Annotated in this window: 16 protein-coding genes and 1 rRNA gene; 10 read left to right on the top strand and 7 right to left on the bottom strand. The window is 68.7% G+C overall.

What is annotated here, in order from left to right; all coding sequences use genetic code 11:
- Window positions 1-90 precede the first annotated feature (90 nt).
- Window positions 91-2,655, top strand: coding sequence for an FHA domain-containing protein (locus BFN33_RS47295; protein WP_069766415.1), 2,565 nt, complete (start codon window positions 91-93; stop codon window positions 2,653-2,655).
- 75 nt (window positions 2,656-2,730) lie between these two features.
- On the opposite strand, the gene BFN33_RS47290 is transcribed toward BFN33_RS47295, so the two are convergent.
- The 3 genes from BFN33_RS47290 to BFN33_RS47280 form a co-directional block, all read right to left on the bottom strand.
- Window positions 2,731-3,486 carry a transglycosylase SLT domain-containing protein gene (locus BFN33_RS47290; RefSeq protein ID WP_069766414.1) on the bottom strand — a complete coding sequence of 252 codons (756 nt, stop codon included), beginning with the start codon at window positions 3,484-3,486 and terminating at the stop codon, window positions 2,731-2,733.
- Between the two features lie 298 nt (window positions 3,487-3,784).
- Window positions 3,785-4,858 carry an S-adenosylmethionine:tRNA ribosyltransferase-isomerase gene (locus BFN33_RS47285; RefSeq protein ID WP_069766413.1) on the bottom strand — a complete coding sequence of 358 codons (1,074 nt, stop codon included), beginning with the start codon at window positions 4,856-4,858 and terminating at the stop codon, window positions 3,785-3,787.
- Window positions 4,855-5,550: an SDR family oxidoreductase gene (locus BFN33_RS47280; protein ID WP_069766453.1), complete on the bottom strand. Its 696-nt coding sequence runs from the start codon at window positions 5,548-5,550 to the stop codon at window positions 4,855-4,857. Before BFN33_RS47280 ends, BFN33_RS47285 begins: the two co-directional genes overlap by 4 nt.
- 186 nt (window positions 5,551-5,736) lie before the next feature.
- On the opposite strand from BFN33_RS47280, the gene BFN33_RS47275 reads away from it, so the two are divergent.
- The 4 genes from BFN33_RS47275 (at window position 5,737) to BFN33_RS47260 (ending at window position 8,348) form a co-directional block, all read left to right on the top strand.
- Entirely contained in the window at window positions 5,737-6,882 is a 1,146-nt protein-coding gene (locus BFN33_RS47275) for a GAF domain-containing sensor histidine kinase (protein WP_069766412.1), read from the top strand.
- Window positions 6,875-7,516 (top strand): response regulator transcription factor, encoded by a 642-nt coding sequence (locus BFN33_RS47270; RefSeq protein ID WP_069766411.1) that lies wholly within the window; start codon window positions 6,875-6,877, stop codon window positions 7,514-7,516. The genes BFN33_RS47275 and BFN33_RS47270 overlap by 8 nt, the downstream gene beginning before the upstream one ends.
- 157 nt (window positions 7,517-7,673) lie before the next feature.
- Window positions 7,674-7,916, top strand: coding sequence for a chaplin ChpE (gene chpE / locus BFN33_RS47265; protein WP_069766410.1), 243 nt, complete (start codon window positions 7,674-7,676; stop codon window positions 7,914-7,916).
- Between the two features lie 192 nt (window positions 7,917-8,108).
- Window positions 8,109-8,348, top strand: a complete 240-nt coding sequence (locus tag BFN33_RS47260; protein ID WP_069766409.1) for a chaplin family protein — start codon at window positions 8,109-8,111, stop codon at window positions 8,346-8,348.
- Between the two features lie 201 nt (window positions 8,349-8,549).
- Here BFN33_RS47260 and BFN33_RS47255 read toward each other — a convergent pair whose 3' ends face one another.
- Window positions 8,550-9,338 (bottom strand): hypothetical protein, encoded by a 789-nt coding sequence (locus BFN33_RS47255; protein WP_079141421.1) that lies wholly within the window; start codon window positions 9,336-9,338, stop codon window positions 8,550-8,552.
- 139 nt (window positions 9,339-9,477) lie between these two features.
- On the opposite strand from BFN33_RS47255, the gene BFN33_RS47250 reads away from it, so the two are divergent.
- The 3 genes from BFN33_RS47250 (at window position 9,478) to BFN33_RS47240 (ending at window position 11,870) form a co-directional block, all read left to right on the top strand.
- Window positions 9,478-10,275, top strand: a complete 798-nt coding sequence (locus BFN33_RS47250) for an ABC transporter ATP-binding protein (RefSeq protein WP_057618172.1) — start codon at window positions 9,478-9,480, stop codon at window positions 10,273-10,275.
- A 94-nt stretch (window positions 10,276-10,369) separates the two neighbouring features.
- Window positions 10,370-10,801, top strand: coding sequence for an NfeD family protein (locus tag BFN33_RS47245; RefSeq protein ID WP_069766407.1), 432 nt, complete (start codon window positions 10,370-10,372; stop codon window positions 10,799-10,801).
- Between the two features lie 130 nt (window positions 10,802-10,931).
- The gene (locus BFN33_RS47240; protein ID WP_069766406.1) at window positions 10,932-11,870 is read left to right on the top strand and encodes an SPFH domain-containing protein; all 939 of its coding nucleotides are present in this window, start codon (window positions 10,932-10,934) and stop codon (window positions 11,868-11,870) included.
- 154 nt (window positions 11,871-12,024) lie between these two features.
- Here the strand turns inward: BFN33_RS47240 and BFN33_RS47235 are convergent, their stop codons facing one another.
- The 3 genes from BFN33_RS47235 to BFN33_RS47225 form a co-directional block, all read right to left on the bottom strand.
- Window positions 12,025-12,531, bottom strand: a complete 507-nt coding sequence (locus BFN33_RS47235; RefSeq protein ID WP_069766405.1) for an HNH endonuclease — start codon at window positions 12,529-12,531, stop codon at window positions 12,025-12,027.
- A 151-nt stretch (window positions 12,532-12,682) separates the two neighbouring features.
- Complete coding sequence (locus tag BFN33_RS47230) at window positions 12,683-13,222, bottom strand: YbhB/YbcL family Raf kinase inhibitor-like protein (protein WP_069766404.1); 540 nt, start codon at window positions 13,220-13,222, stop codon at window positions 12,683-12,685.
- 43 nt (window positions 13,223-13,265) lie between these two features.
- Window positions 13,266-14,048, bottom strand: a complete 783-nt coding sequence (locus BFN33_RS47225; RefSeq protein WP_069766403.1) for a sporulation protein — start codon at window positions 14,046-14,048, stop codon at window positions 13,266-13,268.
- Window positions 14,049-14,190: 142 nt separating this feature from the next.
- Here BFN33_RS47225 and BFN33_RS47220 point away from each other — a divergent pair, with 142 nt between their 5' ends.
- On the top strand, window positions 14,191-14,832 hold the full coding sequence (locus BFN33_RS47220; protein ID WP_069766402.1) for a DNA-3-methyladenine glycosylase: 642 nt from the start codon (window positions 14,191-14,193) through the stop codon (window positions 14,830-14,832).
- Window positions 14,833-15,325: 493 nt separating this feature from the next.
- A 16S ribosomal RNA gene (locus BFN33_RS47215) occupies window positions 15,326-15,513 on the top strand; the annotation flags it as partial.

The raw sequence follows: 15,513 nt of genomic DNA, 5'->3' as shown, positions 1-15,513 counted from the left end.
GTGGATCCTGAAATAGTTCCCGACGATGTTCGACATCCCTACACTCCCTGTGACGGGGGCAATTCGGGGGACTACTCAGTGGGGCTTGGAGTGCCGGAACTCGTACTGGAAGCGAATGGACGTACCTGGACGCTCGATCCGTCCAGGCCGTACAGCCTTGGACGCGATCCGCAGGGGGACATCGTGTTCGACGACGCCAGGGTGTCCTGGCGGCACGCCACGATCAGCTGGAGCGGGCGCGGTTGGGTCATCGAGGACCACGGCAGCACCAACGGCACGTTCGTGCTGGGCCAGCGGATCCATCAGAGGGACATCGGCCCCGGCACGGCGGTCCACCTCGGCAACGCGAGCGACGGCCCGCTGCTGAGCCTGTCCGGCACCGCGGCCCCGGTCGCCGAGCCCCAGCCCCGGCAGCAGCCGTTCGTCGCGCAGAGCGCGAACCCCGGCTGGGCCCAGCAGACACCGCAGCAGTCACCACAGCAGGCACCGCACGCGCACCCTGAGCAGGCCTCGCCGTCCGGCTGGCCACAGCCCCAGCAACAGCCGCAGCCGTACTCGCACCAGCCGCCGCAGAAGATCCCGCAGCAGCAGGGCCCCGGCGCGGGCGCGGGCGCGCCGCCGGTCTACGGCGACCGCAGCCCGACCACGTTCCACCAGTTCACCATCGGCCGCATCATGCGCATCGGCCGTGCTCTGGAGAACGACCTGGTCGTCTCCGACCTGCAGGTCTCCCGCAACCACGCGGAGTTCCACTCGACGCCCGACGGCCGCATGGAGATCCGCGACCTCGGCTCCCACAACGGCACGTACGTCAACGGCCAGCCGATCCCCAAGGGCGGCTCGACGATGCTCGGCCCGAGCGACATCGTCGGCGTCGGCCACTCCACGTTCCGGATCGTCGGCGACCGCCTCGAGGAGTTCGTCGACACCGGTGAGGTGACGTTCTCCGCGCGCCATCTGACGGTCACGGTCGACGGCGGCAAGCAGATCCTCAAGGACGTCTCCTTCGGCGTCCCGGAGAAGTCTCTGATCGCGGTCATCGGACCGTCCGGTTCCGGCAAGTCGACGCTGCTCAAGGCACTCACCGGCTACCGGCCCGCCAACCAGGGCGACGTCCTCTACGACAACCGCAACCTCTACAAGCAGTTCGCCGAGCTGCGCCAGCGCATCGGTCTGGTCCCGCAGGACGACATCCTGCACAAGGAGCTGACCGTCAAGAAGGCCCTCAAGTACGCGGCCAAACTCCGCTTCCCGGCCGACACCACCGGCGCCGAGCGCGAGTCGCGCATAGACGAGGTGCTGCGCGAGCTGAAGCTCGACGTCCACAAGGAGAAGAAGGTCACCTCCCTCTCCGGCGGCCAGCGCAAGCGCGTCTCCGTGGCCCTGGAGCTGCTCACCAAGCCGTCCCTGATCTTCCTGGACGAGCCGACCTCCGGCCTCGACCCGGGTATGGACCGCGATGTCATGCAGCTGCTGCGCGGCCTCGCCGACGACGGCCGTACGGTCCTCGTCGTCACCCACTCCGTCGCCGAACTAGCGCTGTGCGACAAACTCCTCGTGATGGCCCCGGGCGGCGCGGTCGCCTACTTCGGCCCGCCGGAGGAGGCGCTGAACTTCTTCGGCTACGACACCTGGGCCGACGTCTTCTCCGCCTTCGAGAACTACCGCGACTACGACTGGGCCGGACGCTGGAAGGGCTCACAGCACTACCAGATGTACGCCGCGGACATCGACGCCGTTGCCGCACAGTCCGTACAGCTGCCGCCGATGCAGGCGATGAAACCGCCGAAGCCGCAGGGCTGGGTGGGCCAGTTCGGGACACTGGTGCGCCGCTATGTCTCGGTCATAGCGTCCGACAAGGGCTTTCTGGCCCTGACGGTGATCCTGCCGCTCGTCCTCGGCGCGGTGAGCCTGCTCATCGACTTCGGCGACCCGCTGTTGCCCAAGCCGGTCGACCCCAGGACGAAGCTCCCCGAACCCAACAGCACGGCCACCACCGTCCTGCTGATCCTGGCGGTCGGCGCCTGCTTCGCCGGCGCCGCCAACTCCGTCCGTGAACTGATCAAGGAACGGGTCATCTACGAACGGGAGCGCGCCACCGGGCTGTCCCGCTCGGCGTACCTGATGTCCAAGGTGTTCGTGCTCGGTGTGATCACCGTCCTGCAAGGGCTGCTGGTCGGCGTCATCGGCTTCGCCAGCCGTGGCCTCCCGAAGGAGGGCCTGGTCCTCGGCAACGCCACCCTCGCGGAGCTGTGTCTGCCGATCATGGGCCTCGGGTTCACCTCGATGATGTTCGGCCTGATCATCTCCGCCCTCGTGAAGACGTCCGAGAAGACCATGCCGCTGCTGGTCATGTTCGCGATCGTCCAGGTCGTCTTCACCGGCTGTCTGTTCACCCTGCACGGCACGCTCGGCGTCAACGAACTCTCGTATCTGATGCCGTCACGCTGGGCGGTCGCCGCCGCGGGCGCCACGCTGGACTTCAACAAGGTCAACCCGCCCGTCAAACCGGGCGACTCGACCGACCCGCTGTGGAACCACACCGTCGGCGTCTGGGGCCTCGACATGATCGCCCTCATCGCCATCGGCGTGGTCTGCGGCTTCTTCGTGGCCCGCTTCCTGCGCCGCCACGAGCCCGAGGTCATGCGCAAGTGATCACTGTCGTACGACGGTGAAGGGCGGCACCCCGACAGGGTGCCGCCCTTGTGCGTAGAAGAGGTCCGCGCGGCCTCAGTACGCGCTGTTCACGTTGTCCATCGAGCCGTACTTGTCGGCCGCGTAGTTCGCGGCGGCGGTGATGTTGGCGACCGGGTCGTAGATGTTCCAGGACGTGCCCGCGACGTGGTACGCCCGGAACGTCGGCGGGATGACCTGGAGCAGACCCTTCGACGGGATGCCGTTGATGGCGTTGATGTCCCAGTTGTTGATCGCGTTCGGGTTGCCCGAGGACTCCCGGAGGATGTTGCGGTGCAGGCCGTTGTAGGAGCCCGGGATGCCCTTGGACTTCATGATGTCCAGGGACTCCTTGATCCAGCCGTCAAGGTTGTTGGCGTAGCTCTTGTGCACCGCGGCCTTGAGCTTGGCGCGATGCGCGGCCCGGCTCGCGGCCTTGGCCTTGCGCGCCTGCGCGGCCTTCTTGGCTGCGGCGGCGTGCGCGGCCTTCTTCTTCGCGGCGGCCGCGGCCTTGGCCTTGGCCTTCGCCTCGGCGTGCGCCTTCGCTGCCTTGGCCTCTGCGGCGGCCTTGCTCTGCAGGGCCTTGGCGGCGAGCTGCTCGCTGACGTCGGCCTGGCGGATCTTGAGCTGCTCGGAGGAGTACTTCACCGGGGCCGAGGAGACGGTGGCTTCGGACGTGGTGGTCTCCGCGTTGCCCGGAACCGCGCTGAACACGACGGCGGCGGCACCGAGCGTGGCGACGCCGGCGACGGCGATCTTGTGGCGCTTGCTCAGCTCGCGACGATGACCACGGGTGAAAGGGTTCTTGGGCATGCGGGATGGACCTCTTCGAATAGCGCGGGAGGTCGCTCGCTGTCCTGCTGGACACGGGTGCTTCCGGCACAAACGCCGCGGTCGGAATCCGCGGCGCTGAGCGACGTTGGCCATTCTTAGCTGGCGCAAAACGTCCGGGCAAAGGTGTGACGTACGACCCCGGATAGTGGACCGGGGGAGGACAAAAACGGACAGACTGGAACGTCTTTCCCGTTCATGCCGGGAGCCTTTGTCTCCTATGTCTCTTCGTACGTGATCTGCGCCCTATGCGCGGGCTCACACCACCTGCACAGCGTTCTCACTTGCAGTTGCTTGAGCAATGCTCTGCGTGAGAACCCCTGTCGGGGAGGAGCAGATGCACGTCCCCGAACTCGTGCCACAGGTAGCGCCGGCACAGCGCCTCCTCGTAGCCGCGGTCGACCGCCGCCCGCCCCGCGACCGCCTCCAGCATCAGCAGATGCGAGGCCTCCGGTTCGTGCAGCCCGGTCAGCAGCCCGTTCACCACCCGCACCCCGCGTTCGGGGGTCACGACGAGATCCGTCCATCCCTCACGCGCGCGTACGACCCCGTCGGCCCCGGCGGCCGACTCCACGGCCCGCACGGCGGTCGTCCCGACGGCGACGACCCTGCCGTCCCCGGCCCGCACCGCGTTGATCAGCCGCGCGGAGGCCTCCGGCACCGAGAACCGCTCCGGGTACGGCGGCTCGTGCGCCTCCGCCGAGGCCACCCCCGTGTGCAGCGTGACCGGCGCGAACTGCACGCCCCGGCTCACCAGCTCCGCCACCAGCCGCGCGGTGAAGGGACGCGCCGCACTGGGCATCTCCGCACTGCCCGACCCGTCGGGCGACGGCAGCGCGAACACCGTCTGATAGACGGACAACGGCTGGTCACGCTCCGTATAGGAGTACCGAATGGGCCGCCCGTGCTCCCGCAACAGCCCGGGAACCTCACCGCCGCACACCCGCGCCCACCACAGACGCTCGCTCACCGCCTCCTCCAGCACCAGCCGCCCGCCGCCGGGCAGCCGCACCTCCGTCCCCGCGGGCCCACCCGCACGCGCGCGCGTGGTGCCCCTTCCGTCGGGATCCCGCAGTTCGACGGCCCACCTGCCGTCGTCCCCGCGCGTGGAGAAGTGCACCACCACACGCGCGTGCCCGATCCGCCCGTCGACGGCCGCGGCCAGCGTGGGGGAGGTGTTCACGACGAGCAGGTCCCCGGCCCGCAGCAGCTTCGGAAGCTCTCCGAACGAGTGGTGCGACACCGCCGTACCCCGCGACACCAGCAGCCGTACGGCGTCCCGGTCGAGCCCCGGCCCGCGCTGCTCGGCGGGCAGCCGCGCCGACAGCTCCCGTACGCGCACCGCGAGCGTCATCGCCCCTCCAGCAGCGAGGGCGCCCCGTACCGGCCGCTCGCCGGCCGCTCGTCCAGCAACCGCAGAAAGGCCGGCACCACGCTCGCCGGCTCCGGCCGCGGATCCCCGTCCTCCGGTACGGCCGCCGCGTACAGGTCCGTCGCCATGTCCCCGGGGTCGACGGCCCACACCCGCAGCCGCGGCTCCTCCTCGCCCAGCACCGCCGCGAGGTGGTCCAGGGCGGCCTTCGACGCCCCGTAGCCGCCCCACGTCTCGTACGCCTCGGCGGCGGCGTCCGAACTCACCGTGATCACCGTGCCGGCCTCCGACGCCCGCAACAGCGGCAGCGCCTCCTGGACCAGCCCCAGCGCGGCCACCACGTTCACCTCCAGTGCGCGGCGCAGCCCGTCCAGGGACAGCCCCTCGAGCCGCACCAGCGGCTCGGCGCCCAGCGCGCTCGCGTTGTTCACCAGCAGATCCACGCCACCGAGCCGCCAGGCCGCGGCCACCAGCTCCGAGCGGTGCACCGGGTCCGTGACGTCCCCCGGCAGAGCCGTCACCTGGATCCCGTGCCCGGTGAGCGCGGCCGCCGTCTCCTTCAGGACCTCCACCGTCCTCGCGTCGAGCACCAGGTCCCACCCCCGCGCGGCCAGCGCCTCGGTGAGCGCCCGTCCCAGCCCCTTCGAGGCCCCCGTGATGATCGCTACCGGCATGACACACGTCCCCTCGTCCTCCACGCCTCCTGATCGGCGTGCCCCCAACGTAGGAACGAAGCCGTCCCGGCCGCCTCGGACGCGGGCCGCAAAGCGGCGAGGCCCTTCGCCCTAGGTCGCTCGCCCTAGCCCAGGGCCGTCACAGGACCGATCCGCGCTGTCACACCCCGCCCGTACTCTGAGGTCATGAGTCAAGGCCCCCGGTCCGGCCTCGCCGCGGTGAGCTCCGCGCTGCTGGCCATGAGCAGACACCTCGAGGTGCGCGACGTCCTCAAGACGATCGTCTCCTCGGCCCGCGAGCTGCTCGACGCGCAGTACGCCGCCCTGGGCGTCCCCGACGACCACGGCGGCTTCGCGCAGTTCGTGGTCGACGGTGTCAGCGACGCCCAGTGGAAGGCCATCGGCCCCCTCCCGCGCCAGCACGGCATCCTCGCCGCGATGCTGCACGAGGCCACACCCGAGCGCCTCGCCGACGTCCGCAAGGACCCCCGCTTCGAGGGCTGGCCGTCCGCCCACCCCGATATGGTCGACTTCCTGGGCCTGCCGATCCGCGACGGCGACGAGGTCATCGGCGCGCTCTTCCTCGCCAACAAGAACTGCCCGAAGCCCGAGGGCAGTTGCGGCTTCACCGAGGAGGACGAGGAACTCCTGGGGATCCTCGCCCAGCACGCGGCGATCGCCCTCACCAATGCCCGCCTCTACGAACGCAGCCGCGAGCTCACCATCGCCGAGGAGCGCTCCCGCCTGGCTCACGAACTGCACGACGCGGTCAGCCAGAAGCTCTTCTCCCTGCGCCTGACCGCCCAGGCCGCCGCCGCCCTCGTCGACCGCGACCCCTCCCGCGCCAAGGACGAGATGCAGCAGGTGGCCACGCTCGCCGCCGAGGCCACCGACGAACTGCGCGCCGCCGTGGTCGAGTTGCGCCCCGCGGCCCTGGACGAGGACGGTCTGACCGCCACCCTGCGCACCCACGTCCAGGTCCTGGACCGCGCCCACACCGCGCGCGTGACCTTCGCCGCCCGCAGCTTCCGCGCGCTGCCCGCGGCCCAGGAGGAGGCCATGCTCCGCGTGGCCCAGGAGGCCCTGCACAACGCGCTGCGGCACTCGGGCGCGGCCCACGTCGACGTCACCGTGGACCGGCGCGGCGGCGGAGCCGTCCTGCGCGTGACGGACGACGGCGGCGGCTTCGACCCGCAGTCCGTACGCCGCGCGGGACGCCACCTGGGTCTGGTCTCCATGCGGGACCGCACCAGCGGGGTCGGCGGCAAGCTGACCGTGGAATCGACGCCCGGCAAGGGCACCACGATCGAGATGGAGGTACCCGGTGGCTGACGCGATCAAGGTCCTGCTCGTCGACGACCACCAGGTCGTCCGCCGGGGCCTGCGCACCTTCCTCGAAGTGCAGGACGACATAGAGGTCGTGGGCGAGGCGGCCGACGGCGCCGAGGGCGTCGAGCGCGCGGAGGAACTGAAGCCCGACATCGTCCTCATGGACGTCAAGATGCCGGGCATGGACGGCATCGACGCCCTGCGCAAGCTCCGCGAACTGAACAACCCCGCGCGCGTGCTGATCGTCACCAGCTTCACCGAACAGCGCACCGTGGTCCCGGCCCTGCGCGCCGGCGCCGCCGGATACGTCTACAAGGACGTCGACCCCGACGCCCTCGCCGGAGCCATCCGCTCCGTGCACGCCGGCCACATCCTGCTCCAACCCGAGGTCGCCGTCGCCCTGTTGTCCCAGGAGGAGAACAACTCCGGCCACGGCAGAGGCGGTTCACTCACCGAGCGGGAGCGCGAGGTCCTCGGGCTGATCGCGGACGGCCGCTCCAACCGGGAGATCGCCCGGGCGCTGGTCCTCTCCGAGAAGACCGTCAAGACACACGTCTCGAACATCCTGATGAAACTCGACCTGGCGGACCGGACACAGGCGGCCCTGTGGGCGGTTCGTCACGGTGTGGCCGGTTGATCCACGAGACACGTGGCAACACGGAGGGTTCCGCTCCGGACTGAGATTCATACCGTCGTGGGAATGTCCCCCGGATGGCGCATCCTTCGTGGATCTCCGCCGTTCTCCAGTGCGTGCTGCGGCGGCTGCCGCGGCAATCGCTAGGGAGGGCTTAGAAGTGAAGAACCTGAAGAAGGTAGCGGCCGTGACGATGGTGGCCGGCGGACTGGTCGCAGCCGGCGCCGGCATGGCCTCCGCCACCGACGCGCACGCCGACGGCAAGGCCGTGGGCTCGCCCGGCGTCGTCTCGGGCAACCTCATCCAGGCCCCGGTGCACGTCCCGGTGAACGTGGTCGGCAACAGCGTGAACGTCATCGGCGCGCTGAACCCCGCCTTCGGCAACCTCGGCGTCAACCACTGACTTCCCCCGAGCGGGCAGTGACTTCGGCCTCCCGGGTGCGCCACGCACCCGGGAGGCCGGTCCGTTTGTCGTGCGAATGATCCGAACGGGCACTCCTGCTCGTATCTGCGTACCGTCCCTTCTCTCTGCCGCGTTGATCAGCGCACGACCCTCGGCCGGGTCGGACTCGCAAACGCAGGAGGAACGCTTCTCATGAACATCGCCAAGAAGGCTGCCGTGGCCCTGACCGTCGCCGGTATCGCCACGGGTGCCGCTGCCGGTGCCGCTGTCGCCGACGCGGGTGCCGACGGCGCGGCCGTGAAGTCGCCGGGCGCCGTCTCGGGCAACCTCGTCCAGGTCCCGGTGCACGTCCCGGTCAACGTGGTCGGCAACACCGCCAACCTCATCGGCGCGCTCAACCCCGCCTTCGGCAACGCGGGCGCGAACGACTGACGTCGGGTCTGAGCGACGGGGCCTCATAAGTCAACGCGACTTGTGGGGCCCTTGGTGTTGCTCCCCGCGCCCCTAAAAGCAGTTGGGTGCGGTCGTGCGAGCCTCGGCTGCACCCACCCAGGGGCGCGGGGAACTGCGCGACCAGCCACGAACCACCCGCACCCGCACGACGGCACAGCGAGGCACATCCTCAGGCGCAGCTCACCGCACCCCTCGCTCCAACTCCTCCACATACGCGTTGTACGCAGCCACCTGCGCCCGCCGCCCCGTCCGTTCCACCGGCCGCAACGCCTCCCCCCGAGCCCGCATCTCGGCGGAGCTGACCGCACCCCCGTGCCCGTTCTCATAGGCCAGCGACACCAACAAACCCACCCGCTGAGCAAGCTCCAACACCCGTACCGCCCGAGGCGGATACCCCGGCGCCAGAACCTCCCGCCCCCGCTCGGCCCGGGCCCGGTACGCATCGATCGCCGCCTCCGCCACCGGCCCCGAGCCGGCCAGGTCCAGCCCCGACAACACCTCGGTCGCCTCCCGGAGCGCCTCCGCGAGCTCCCGCTCGGCCTCACCCAGCGAGGGAACGTCCGCCGGCGGAGCCTCCCGCACCGGCAGCACATGCCACACCACCTCGACATGCACATCACCCGACGGCCCGGCCTCGTACACCTCCGGCACCAGCCCCAGCGCGACGCCGTGACAGACCACCGCCTCCTCCGCCTCCAACGCCCGCGCGTTGAAATCCGGCGGCCCGCTCAGCCCCAGCGGATGCCCGGGCGCGGGCAGCGCGACCCGCAGACCCGTCACGCCGAGCGACCGCAGCCGCCCCAGCGCCAGCGTCAGACCGACGGCCGCCGTCTCACCCGGCAGCCCTTCGACCCGGTGCACGGCATCGTCACCGACGATCGCCAGCACGGCGTCGTCCGGCGAGACAAGTCCGGCCAAAAGACTGTTTCCCCAAGCGGCAAGGCGTCCAGAGCGCGGTTCCGAGAGCATGCCCCCAGCCTAAGGACCGGACCGATGGATGGGAGCGGCCGACCGGTGGCGTAGATTTCTTCGAGGGCTGCGCCCAAAACGCGCACGCGACAGCCGAGACGCCGACACCGGTCACACTGCAAGGGGAGACAACGCGCTCATGAGCGATGTTCTGGAGCTTCAGGACGTATCCGTGGTCCGTGAGGACCGGGCTCTGGTGGACCAGGTCTCCTGGTCGGTCAAGGAGGGCGAGCGCTGGGTCATCCTCGGCCCCAACGGCGCCGGCAAGACCACGCTCCTGAACCTCGCCTCCAGCTACCTCTACCCCAGCAAGGGCACCGCCACCATCCTCGGCGAAACCCTCGGCAAGCCCGGCACCGACGTCTTCGAACTGCGCCCCCGCATCGGCATGGCCGGCATCGCAATGGCCGACAAGCTCCCCAAACGCCAGACCGTCCTGGAGACCGTGCTGACGGCGGCGTACGGCATGACCGCGGGCTGGCAGGAGGAGTACGAGGACATCGACGAGCAGCGCGCCCGCGCCTTCCTCGACCGCCTCGGCATGACCGACTACCTGGACCGGAAGTTCGGCACCCTCTCCGAGGGCGAGCGTAAGCGCACCCTCATCGCCCGCGCCCTGATGACCGACCCCGAGCTCCTCCTCCTCGACGAGCCCGCCGCCGGCCTCGACCTCGGCGGCCGCGAGGACCTGGTCCGCCGCCTCGGCCGGCTCGCCCGCGACCCGATCGCCCCCTCGATGCTCATGGTCACCCACCACGTCGAGGAGATCGCCCCCGGTTTCACCCACGTCCTCATGATCCGCCAGGGCAAGGTGCTCGCCGCAGGCCCCCTGGAGCTCGAACTCACCTCCCGCAACCTTTCTCTCTGCTTCGGCCTCCCCCTTGTCGTCGAGCAGGTCGGCGAACGCTGGACCGCGCAGGGCCTGCCTCTGTCGTGATCACGTGAAGTCCCCGCAAAAACACGGGTAAGAAGCCCCTTCCCGCCCCATCGCGCCCTGTCCGCAGCGGTCTGCCGCACCTACCATGACCCATGTGAACGACATCGACGCATGGGTGTGGTGGCTTGTCGGCGCGGCTGCGCTCGGAATCCCGCTCGTGGTGACCGCGATGCCGGAGTTCGGCATGCTCGCGGTCGGCGCCGCCGCCGCCGCGATCGCGGCCGGACTCGGCGGTGACATCGTCGTCCAGGTGCTCGTCTTCGCCGTCGTCTCGGTGGCCCTCATCGCCGTCGTACGACCCATCGCGACCCGGCACCGCTCCCAGCGGCCCCAACTCGTCACGGGCGTCGACGCGTTGAAGGGGAAACAGGCCGTCGTCCTGGAACGCGTCGACCACGCGGGCGGCCGGATCAAGCTCGCCGGCGAGGTCTGGTCGGCCCGATCTCTGGACACCGGCCGGGCCTACGAAGCGGGCCAGGAAGTGGATGTCGTGGACATCGAGGGAGCCACGGCGATCGTCATGTGACCTCGCAGGATGCAACTGAACGGAACGCACCACGAGTTACGGGACGGTCTGTCAGACTCGACCAGCAAGATCTTCAACAACCATAAGATCTTCCGAGAACGCCGAGGCAGAGAAGGGCACGGGGAGCACGATGGAACCGGTCATCATCGTCTTGATCATCCTGGTGGTGTTGGTCTTCATCGCCCTCATCAAGACGATCCAGGTCATCCCGCAGGCGAGTGCCGCGATCGTGGAGCGGTTCGGCCGCTACACGCGGACACTCAACGCGGGCCTCAACATCGTCGTCCCGTTCATAGACACCATCCGCAACCGCATCGACCTGCGTGAACAGGTCGTGCCGTTCCCGCCGCAGCCGGTGATCACCCAGGACAACCTGGTCGTCAACATCGACACTGTCATCTACTACCAGGTGACCGACGCCCGGGCCGCGACCTACGAGGTCGCCAGCTACATCCAGGCCATCGAGCAGCTCACCGTCACCACGCTCCGCAACATCATCGGTGGCATGGACCTGGAGCGCACTCTGACCTCCCGCGAGGAGATCAACGCGGCCCTGCGCGGCGTCCTCGACGAGGCCACCGGCAAGTGGGGCATCCGCGTCAACCGCGTGGAACTGAAGGCCATCGAGCCCCCGACCTCCATCCAGGACTCGATGGAGAAGCAGATGCGCGCCGACCGTGACAAGCGCGCCGCGATCCTCACCGCCGAAGGTACGCGACAGGCCGCGATCCTCACCGCTGAAGGTGAGAAGCAGTCCCAGATCCTGCGCGCCGAGGGCGAGGCCAAGGCCGCGGCCCTGCGCGCCGAGGGCGAGGCCCAGGCGGTCCGCACGGTGTTCGAAGCGATTCACGCCGGCGACCCCGACCAGAAGCTCCTGTCGTACCAGTACCTCCAGATGCTCCCCAAGATCGCCGAGGGCGACGCCAACAAGCTCTGGATCGTCCCCAGCGAAATCGGCGACGCCCTCAAGGGCCTCTCCGGAGCCATGGGCAACTTCGGCAACTTCGGCGGTGGTTCGAGCGGAGGCAACGGCGGCTCGGACCGCCGGGAGACCCCGAAGATCGACTGAAACAGGAATTCCCGTACGACAAAGGGGCCCGCCTTCCCAACGAAGGCGGGCCCCAACGTACTTGGGGGCGCGGGGCTGTATCGACATGCGGCTCCGCCGCGGGGCGCGACAAGCCACGACGAACCCGCGCCAACAAACCGATGCCGGCAGATGCTCAGGCGGCGTCCCGCGCCAACCACTCCGGCAGCGCGGAGAAGTCCTCGTGCCCCAGCGACAGCAGCATCGCGTCGGCCGGAGTCGGCTCGAACGGCTCCCGCAGCAACGGCATCCCCGCCTCCGCCGGAGTCCGGTTCGCCTTGCGGTGGTTGTCCTCCGCGCAGGAGGCCACCGTGTTCAGCCAGGTGTCCTGACCACCCTGAGACCGCGGCACCACGTGGTCCACGGTCGTCGCCCGCCGCCCGCAGTACGCGCACCTGTTCCGGTCACGCACCAGAACACCCCGCCGAGACCATGGGGCTTGTCTTCGGAAGGGCACCCGTACATACCTGCACAGCCTGATCACCCGGGGCGCCGGTATGTCGACCGCGGCCCCGCGCATGCGCAGTTCGGGGTGGGACTGCTCGACGACGGCCTTGTCCTGAAGCACCAGAACGACGGCTCGGTTCAACGTCACCGTCGACAGCGGCTCGAAGCTCGCGTTGAGTACCAGCGTGTCCCGCATACCAGCCCACCTCCCGTGCGCACCGGCCCACCCCTTGGCGGGCTTGGGCTTGGATCAACTCTGGCCGGGCACGCCGAGATGGACAACGCAATAAAAAGTGCCCGCCCCTGATCAATTCCAAGACCAGAGGCGGGCAAACGCTCAGTGAACGTCAGTCTTCGGCGGGCACCTCGTACTCACCGATCAGGTGAGCACGCGCGATCGCGTGGAAACGCAGGTTGAAACCCACAACGGCAGGAGAGGCATCGGAATCGGGCCCGAGCCTCTCCTGGTCCACCGCGTACACGGTGAAGACGTACCGGTGCGGCCCGTCCCCGGCCGGCGGAGCGGCCCCACCGAAGCCCTTCGACCCGTAGTCGTTCCGCGCCTGTACGGCACCCTCCGGCAGCCCCTCGAACTTGCCGCCGCCCGCGCCCACCGGCAACTCGGTCACCGAGGCCGGGATGTCGAACACGACCCAGTGCCAGAACCCGCTGCCCGTGGGCGCGTCGGGGTCGTAGCAGGTCACGGCGAAGCTCTTGGTCTCCGGCGGGAAACCCTCCCAGCGCAGCTGCGGAGAGGTGTTGTCGGCCGCGTAGACCTGAGCGTCCTTGAGCTTGCCGCCGTCCTGCACGTCCTCGCTCGTCACCGTGAACGACGGTACGGGCGGATGGAAGTCATGGGGGAGCGGCCGCCGCTTGAGCTCGGTCACCTCGGTACCTCCTGGTCGATTACCGGAATCAGCAGTTCCGAGCCTAGAACCAGTTGCGCTTGCTGCCGACCTCGGACAGCCACTGGTTGAGGTAGGCGGCCCAGTCGGTGCTCTGGTAGTCGTGCAGACCCACCTGGAAGGACCGGAAGGTGTCACTGCCCTCGCTGAACAGCCCCGGCTTCTTGTCCATCTCCAGCACGACGTCCATCGCGTTGCCGTCCGCGACAAAGCTCAACTCGACCTGGTTGAGCCCGCGATACTGCTGCGGCGGGAAGAACTCGATCTCCTGGTAGAACGGCAGCTGCTGCCGCGTTCCACGGATGTGGCCGCGCTCCAGATCCGCGTTCTTGAAACGGAAGCCCAGCTGGACGAACGCGTCCAGGATCGCCTTCTGCGCGGGCAGCGGGTGCACGCTGACCGGGTCCAGGTCACCGGAGTCCACGGCTCGCGCGATCGCCAGCTCGGTGGTCACACCGACGTTCATGCCGCGCAGCGCCTGGCCGTCGATCGTCGTGATCGGCGTCTCCCAGGGGATCTCCAGACCGAACGGCACCGCGTGCACCGCGTTCGCCTGAAGCGTGAAGGCACCGCCGAGCGAGACCCTGGTGAACTCGATGTCCTGCTTGTACTCCTGGTCGCCGCTCTCGACCTCGACCTTGGCCTGGAGCCCGACCGACAGCCCCTCGATCTCCTGGTCGACGGACCCACCCTGGATCCGGACCTCGCCCTGGACGACACCACCCGGGACGACGTTGACCTCGGTCAGCACCGTCTCCACCGAAGCCCCGCCGGCCCCCAGGCTCGCGAGCAGCTTCTTGAACGCCATGTCTCTCCTCTTAAGAACGCGCGGATTCCTGATCCCTACAAACGCGATCCGGCCGTGGTCGGTTCCGCGCCATCACCCTGGCAAGCGGACGAACCCTTGACCACCCCTTGGCACACACCCGTCTGGACTACGCTCGTACGCCATGATCACGCCCCCGGACCGTACGCCACTGCCACGAGAGTTCTTCGACCGCCCTGTACTGGAAGTCGCCCCCGACCTCCTCGGCCGCACGCTTGTCCGCACGACTCCGGACGGGCCGATCACCGTGCGCCTCACAGAGGTCGAGGCCTACGACGGTCCGAACGACCCGGGCTCCCACGCCTATCGCGGCCGCACGGCCCGCAACGAGGTGATGTTCGGTCCGCCTGGGCATGTGTACGTCTACTTCACCTACGGCATGTGGTTCTGCATGAACCTGGTGTGCGGGCCGGAGGGCCGGGCGAGCGCCGTCCTGCTCCGCGCCGGCGAGGTCCTCGAAGGGGCGGATCTGGCGCGCAAACGTCGACTCTCGGCCCGAAATGACACGGAACTGGCCAAAGGGCCGGCCCGCCTGGCCACAGCCCTGGGCGTGGACCGGGCCCTGGACGGCACGGACGCGTGCGCGTCCGGTGAGACCCCTCTGAGGATGCTCACCGGCACCCCGGTCGCCTCCGACCAGGTACTCAACGGTCCGCGGACCGGAGTGGCCGGCGACGGGGGCGTGCACCCCTGGCGGTTCCGGATCGCCAATGATCCGACGGTGAGCCCCTATCGGGCCCATGTGCCGAGGCGCCGCTCAAGTTGACTCGCTCTTGGAAGATGCGTAACGTGGCCCGAGCCGCTTGAACCGGTTACGGCGATCGCCAGCAGCCGAGAGCGGCCAAACCACTACCTACGACATCCCCTCAGCGGGGGCGACTTCGGCGTGCTCGCACGTTTGAATTCGAACTCGCGGACTCGATTATGAGTTGCCGAGGGAGTCGGCTAACGTAGTGAATGTCGAAAGGCCCCGCCGACAGGGAATCAGGCCCGAAAGGATCTGATAGAGTCGGAAACGCAAGACCGAAGGGAAAAGCCCGGAGGAAAGCCCGAGAGGGTGAGTACAAAGGAAGCATCCGTTCCTTGAGAACTCAACAGCGTGCCAAAAATCAACGCCAGATATGTTGATACCCCGTCCATCGGACTTGTTCCGGTGGCGAGGTTCCTTTGAAGAAAACACAGCGAGGACGCTGTGAGCGACCGCCTTATTCCGGTGGTCGCTCCGCTCTCGTGTGTGTCGACCGGATTACCGGTAAACATTCACGGAGAGTTTGATCCTGGCTCAGGACGAACGCTGGCGGCGTGCTTAACACATGCAAGTCGAACGATGAACCACTTCGGTGGGGATTAGTGGCGAACGGGTGAGTAACACGTGGGCAATCTGCCCTTCACTCTGGGACAAGCCCTGGAAACGGGGTCTAATACCGGATACCACTACCGCAGGCAT

Origin of the sequence: Streptomyces sp. LUP47B, assembly GCF_001746295.1 — a bacterium.
In the GTDB taxonomy this organism is placed as follows: domain Bacteria; phylum Actinomycetota; class Actinomycetes; order Streptomycetales; family Streptomycetaceae; genus Streptomyces.
Note: the sequence above shows the minus strand (reverse complement) of the source record. Positions and strands in the feature narration are given on the sequence as shown.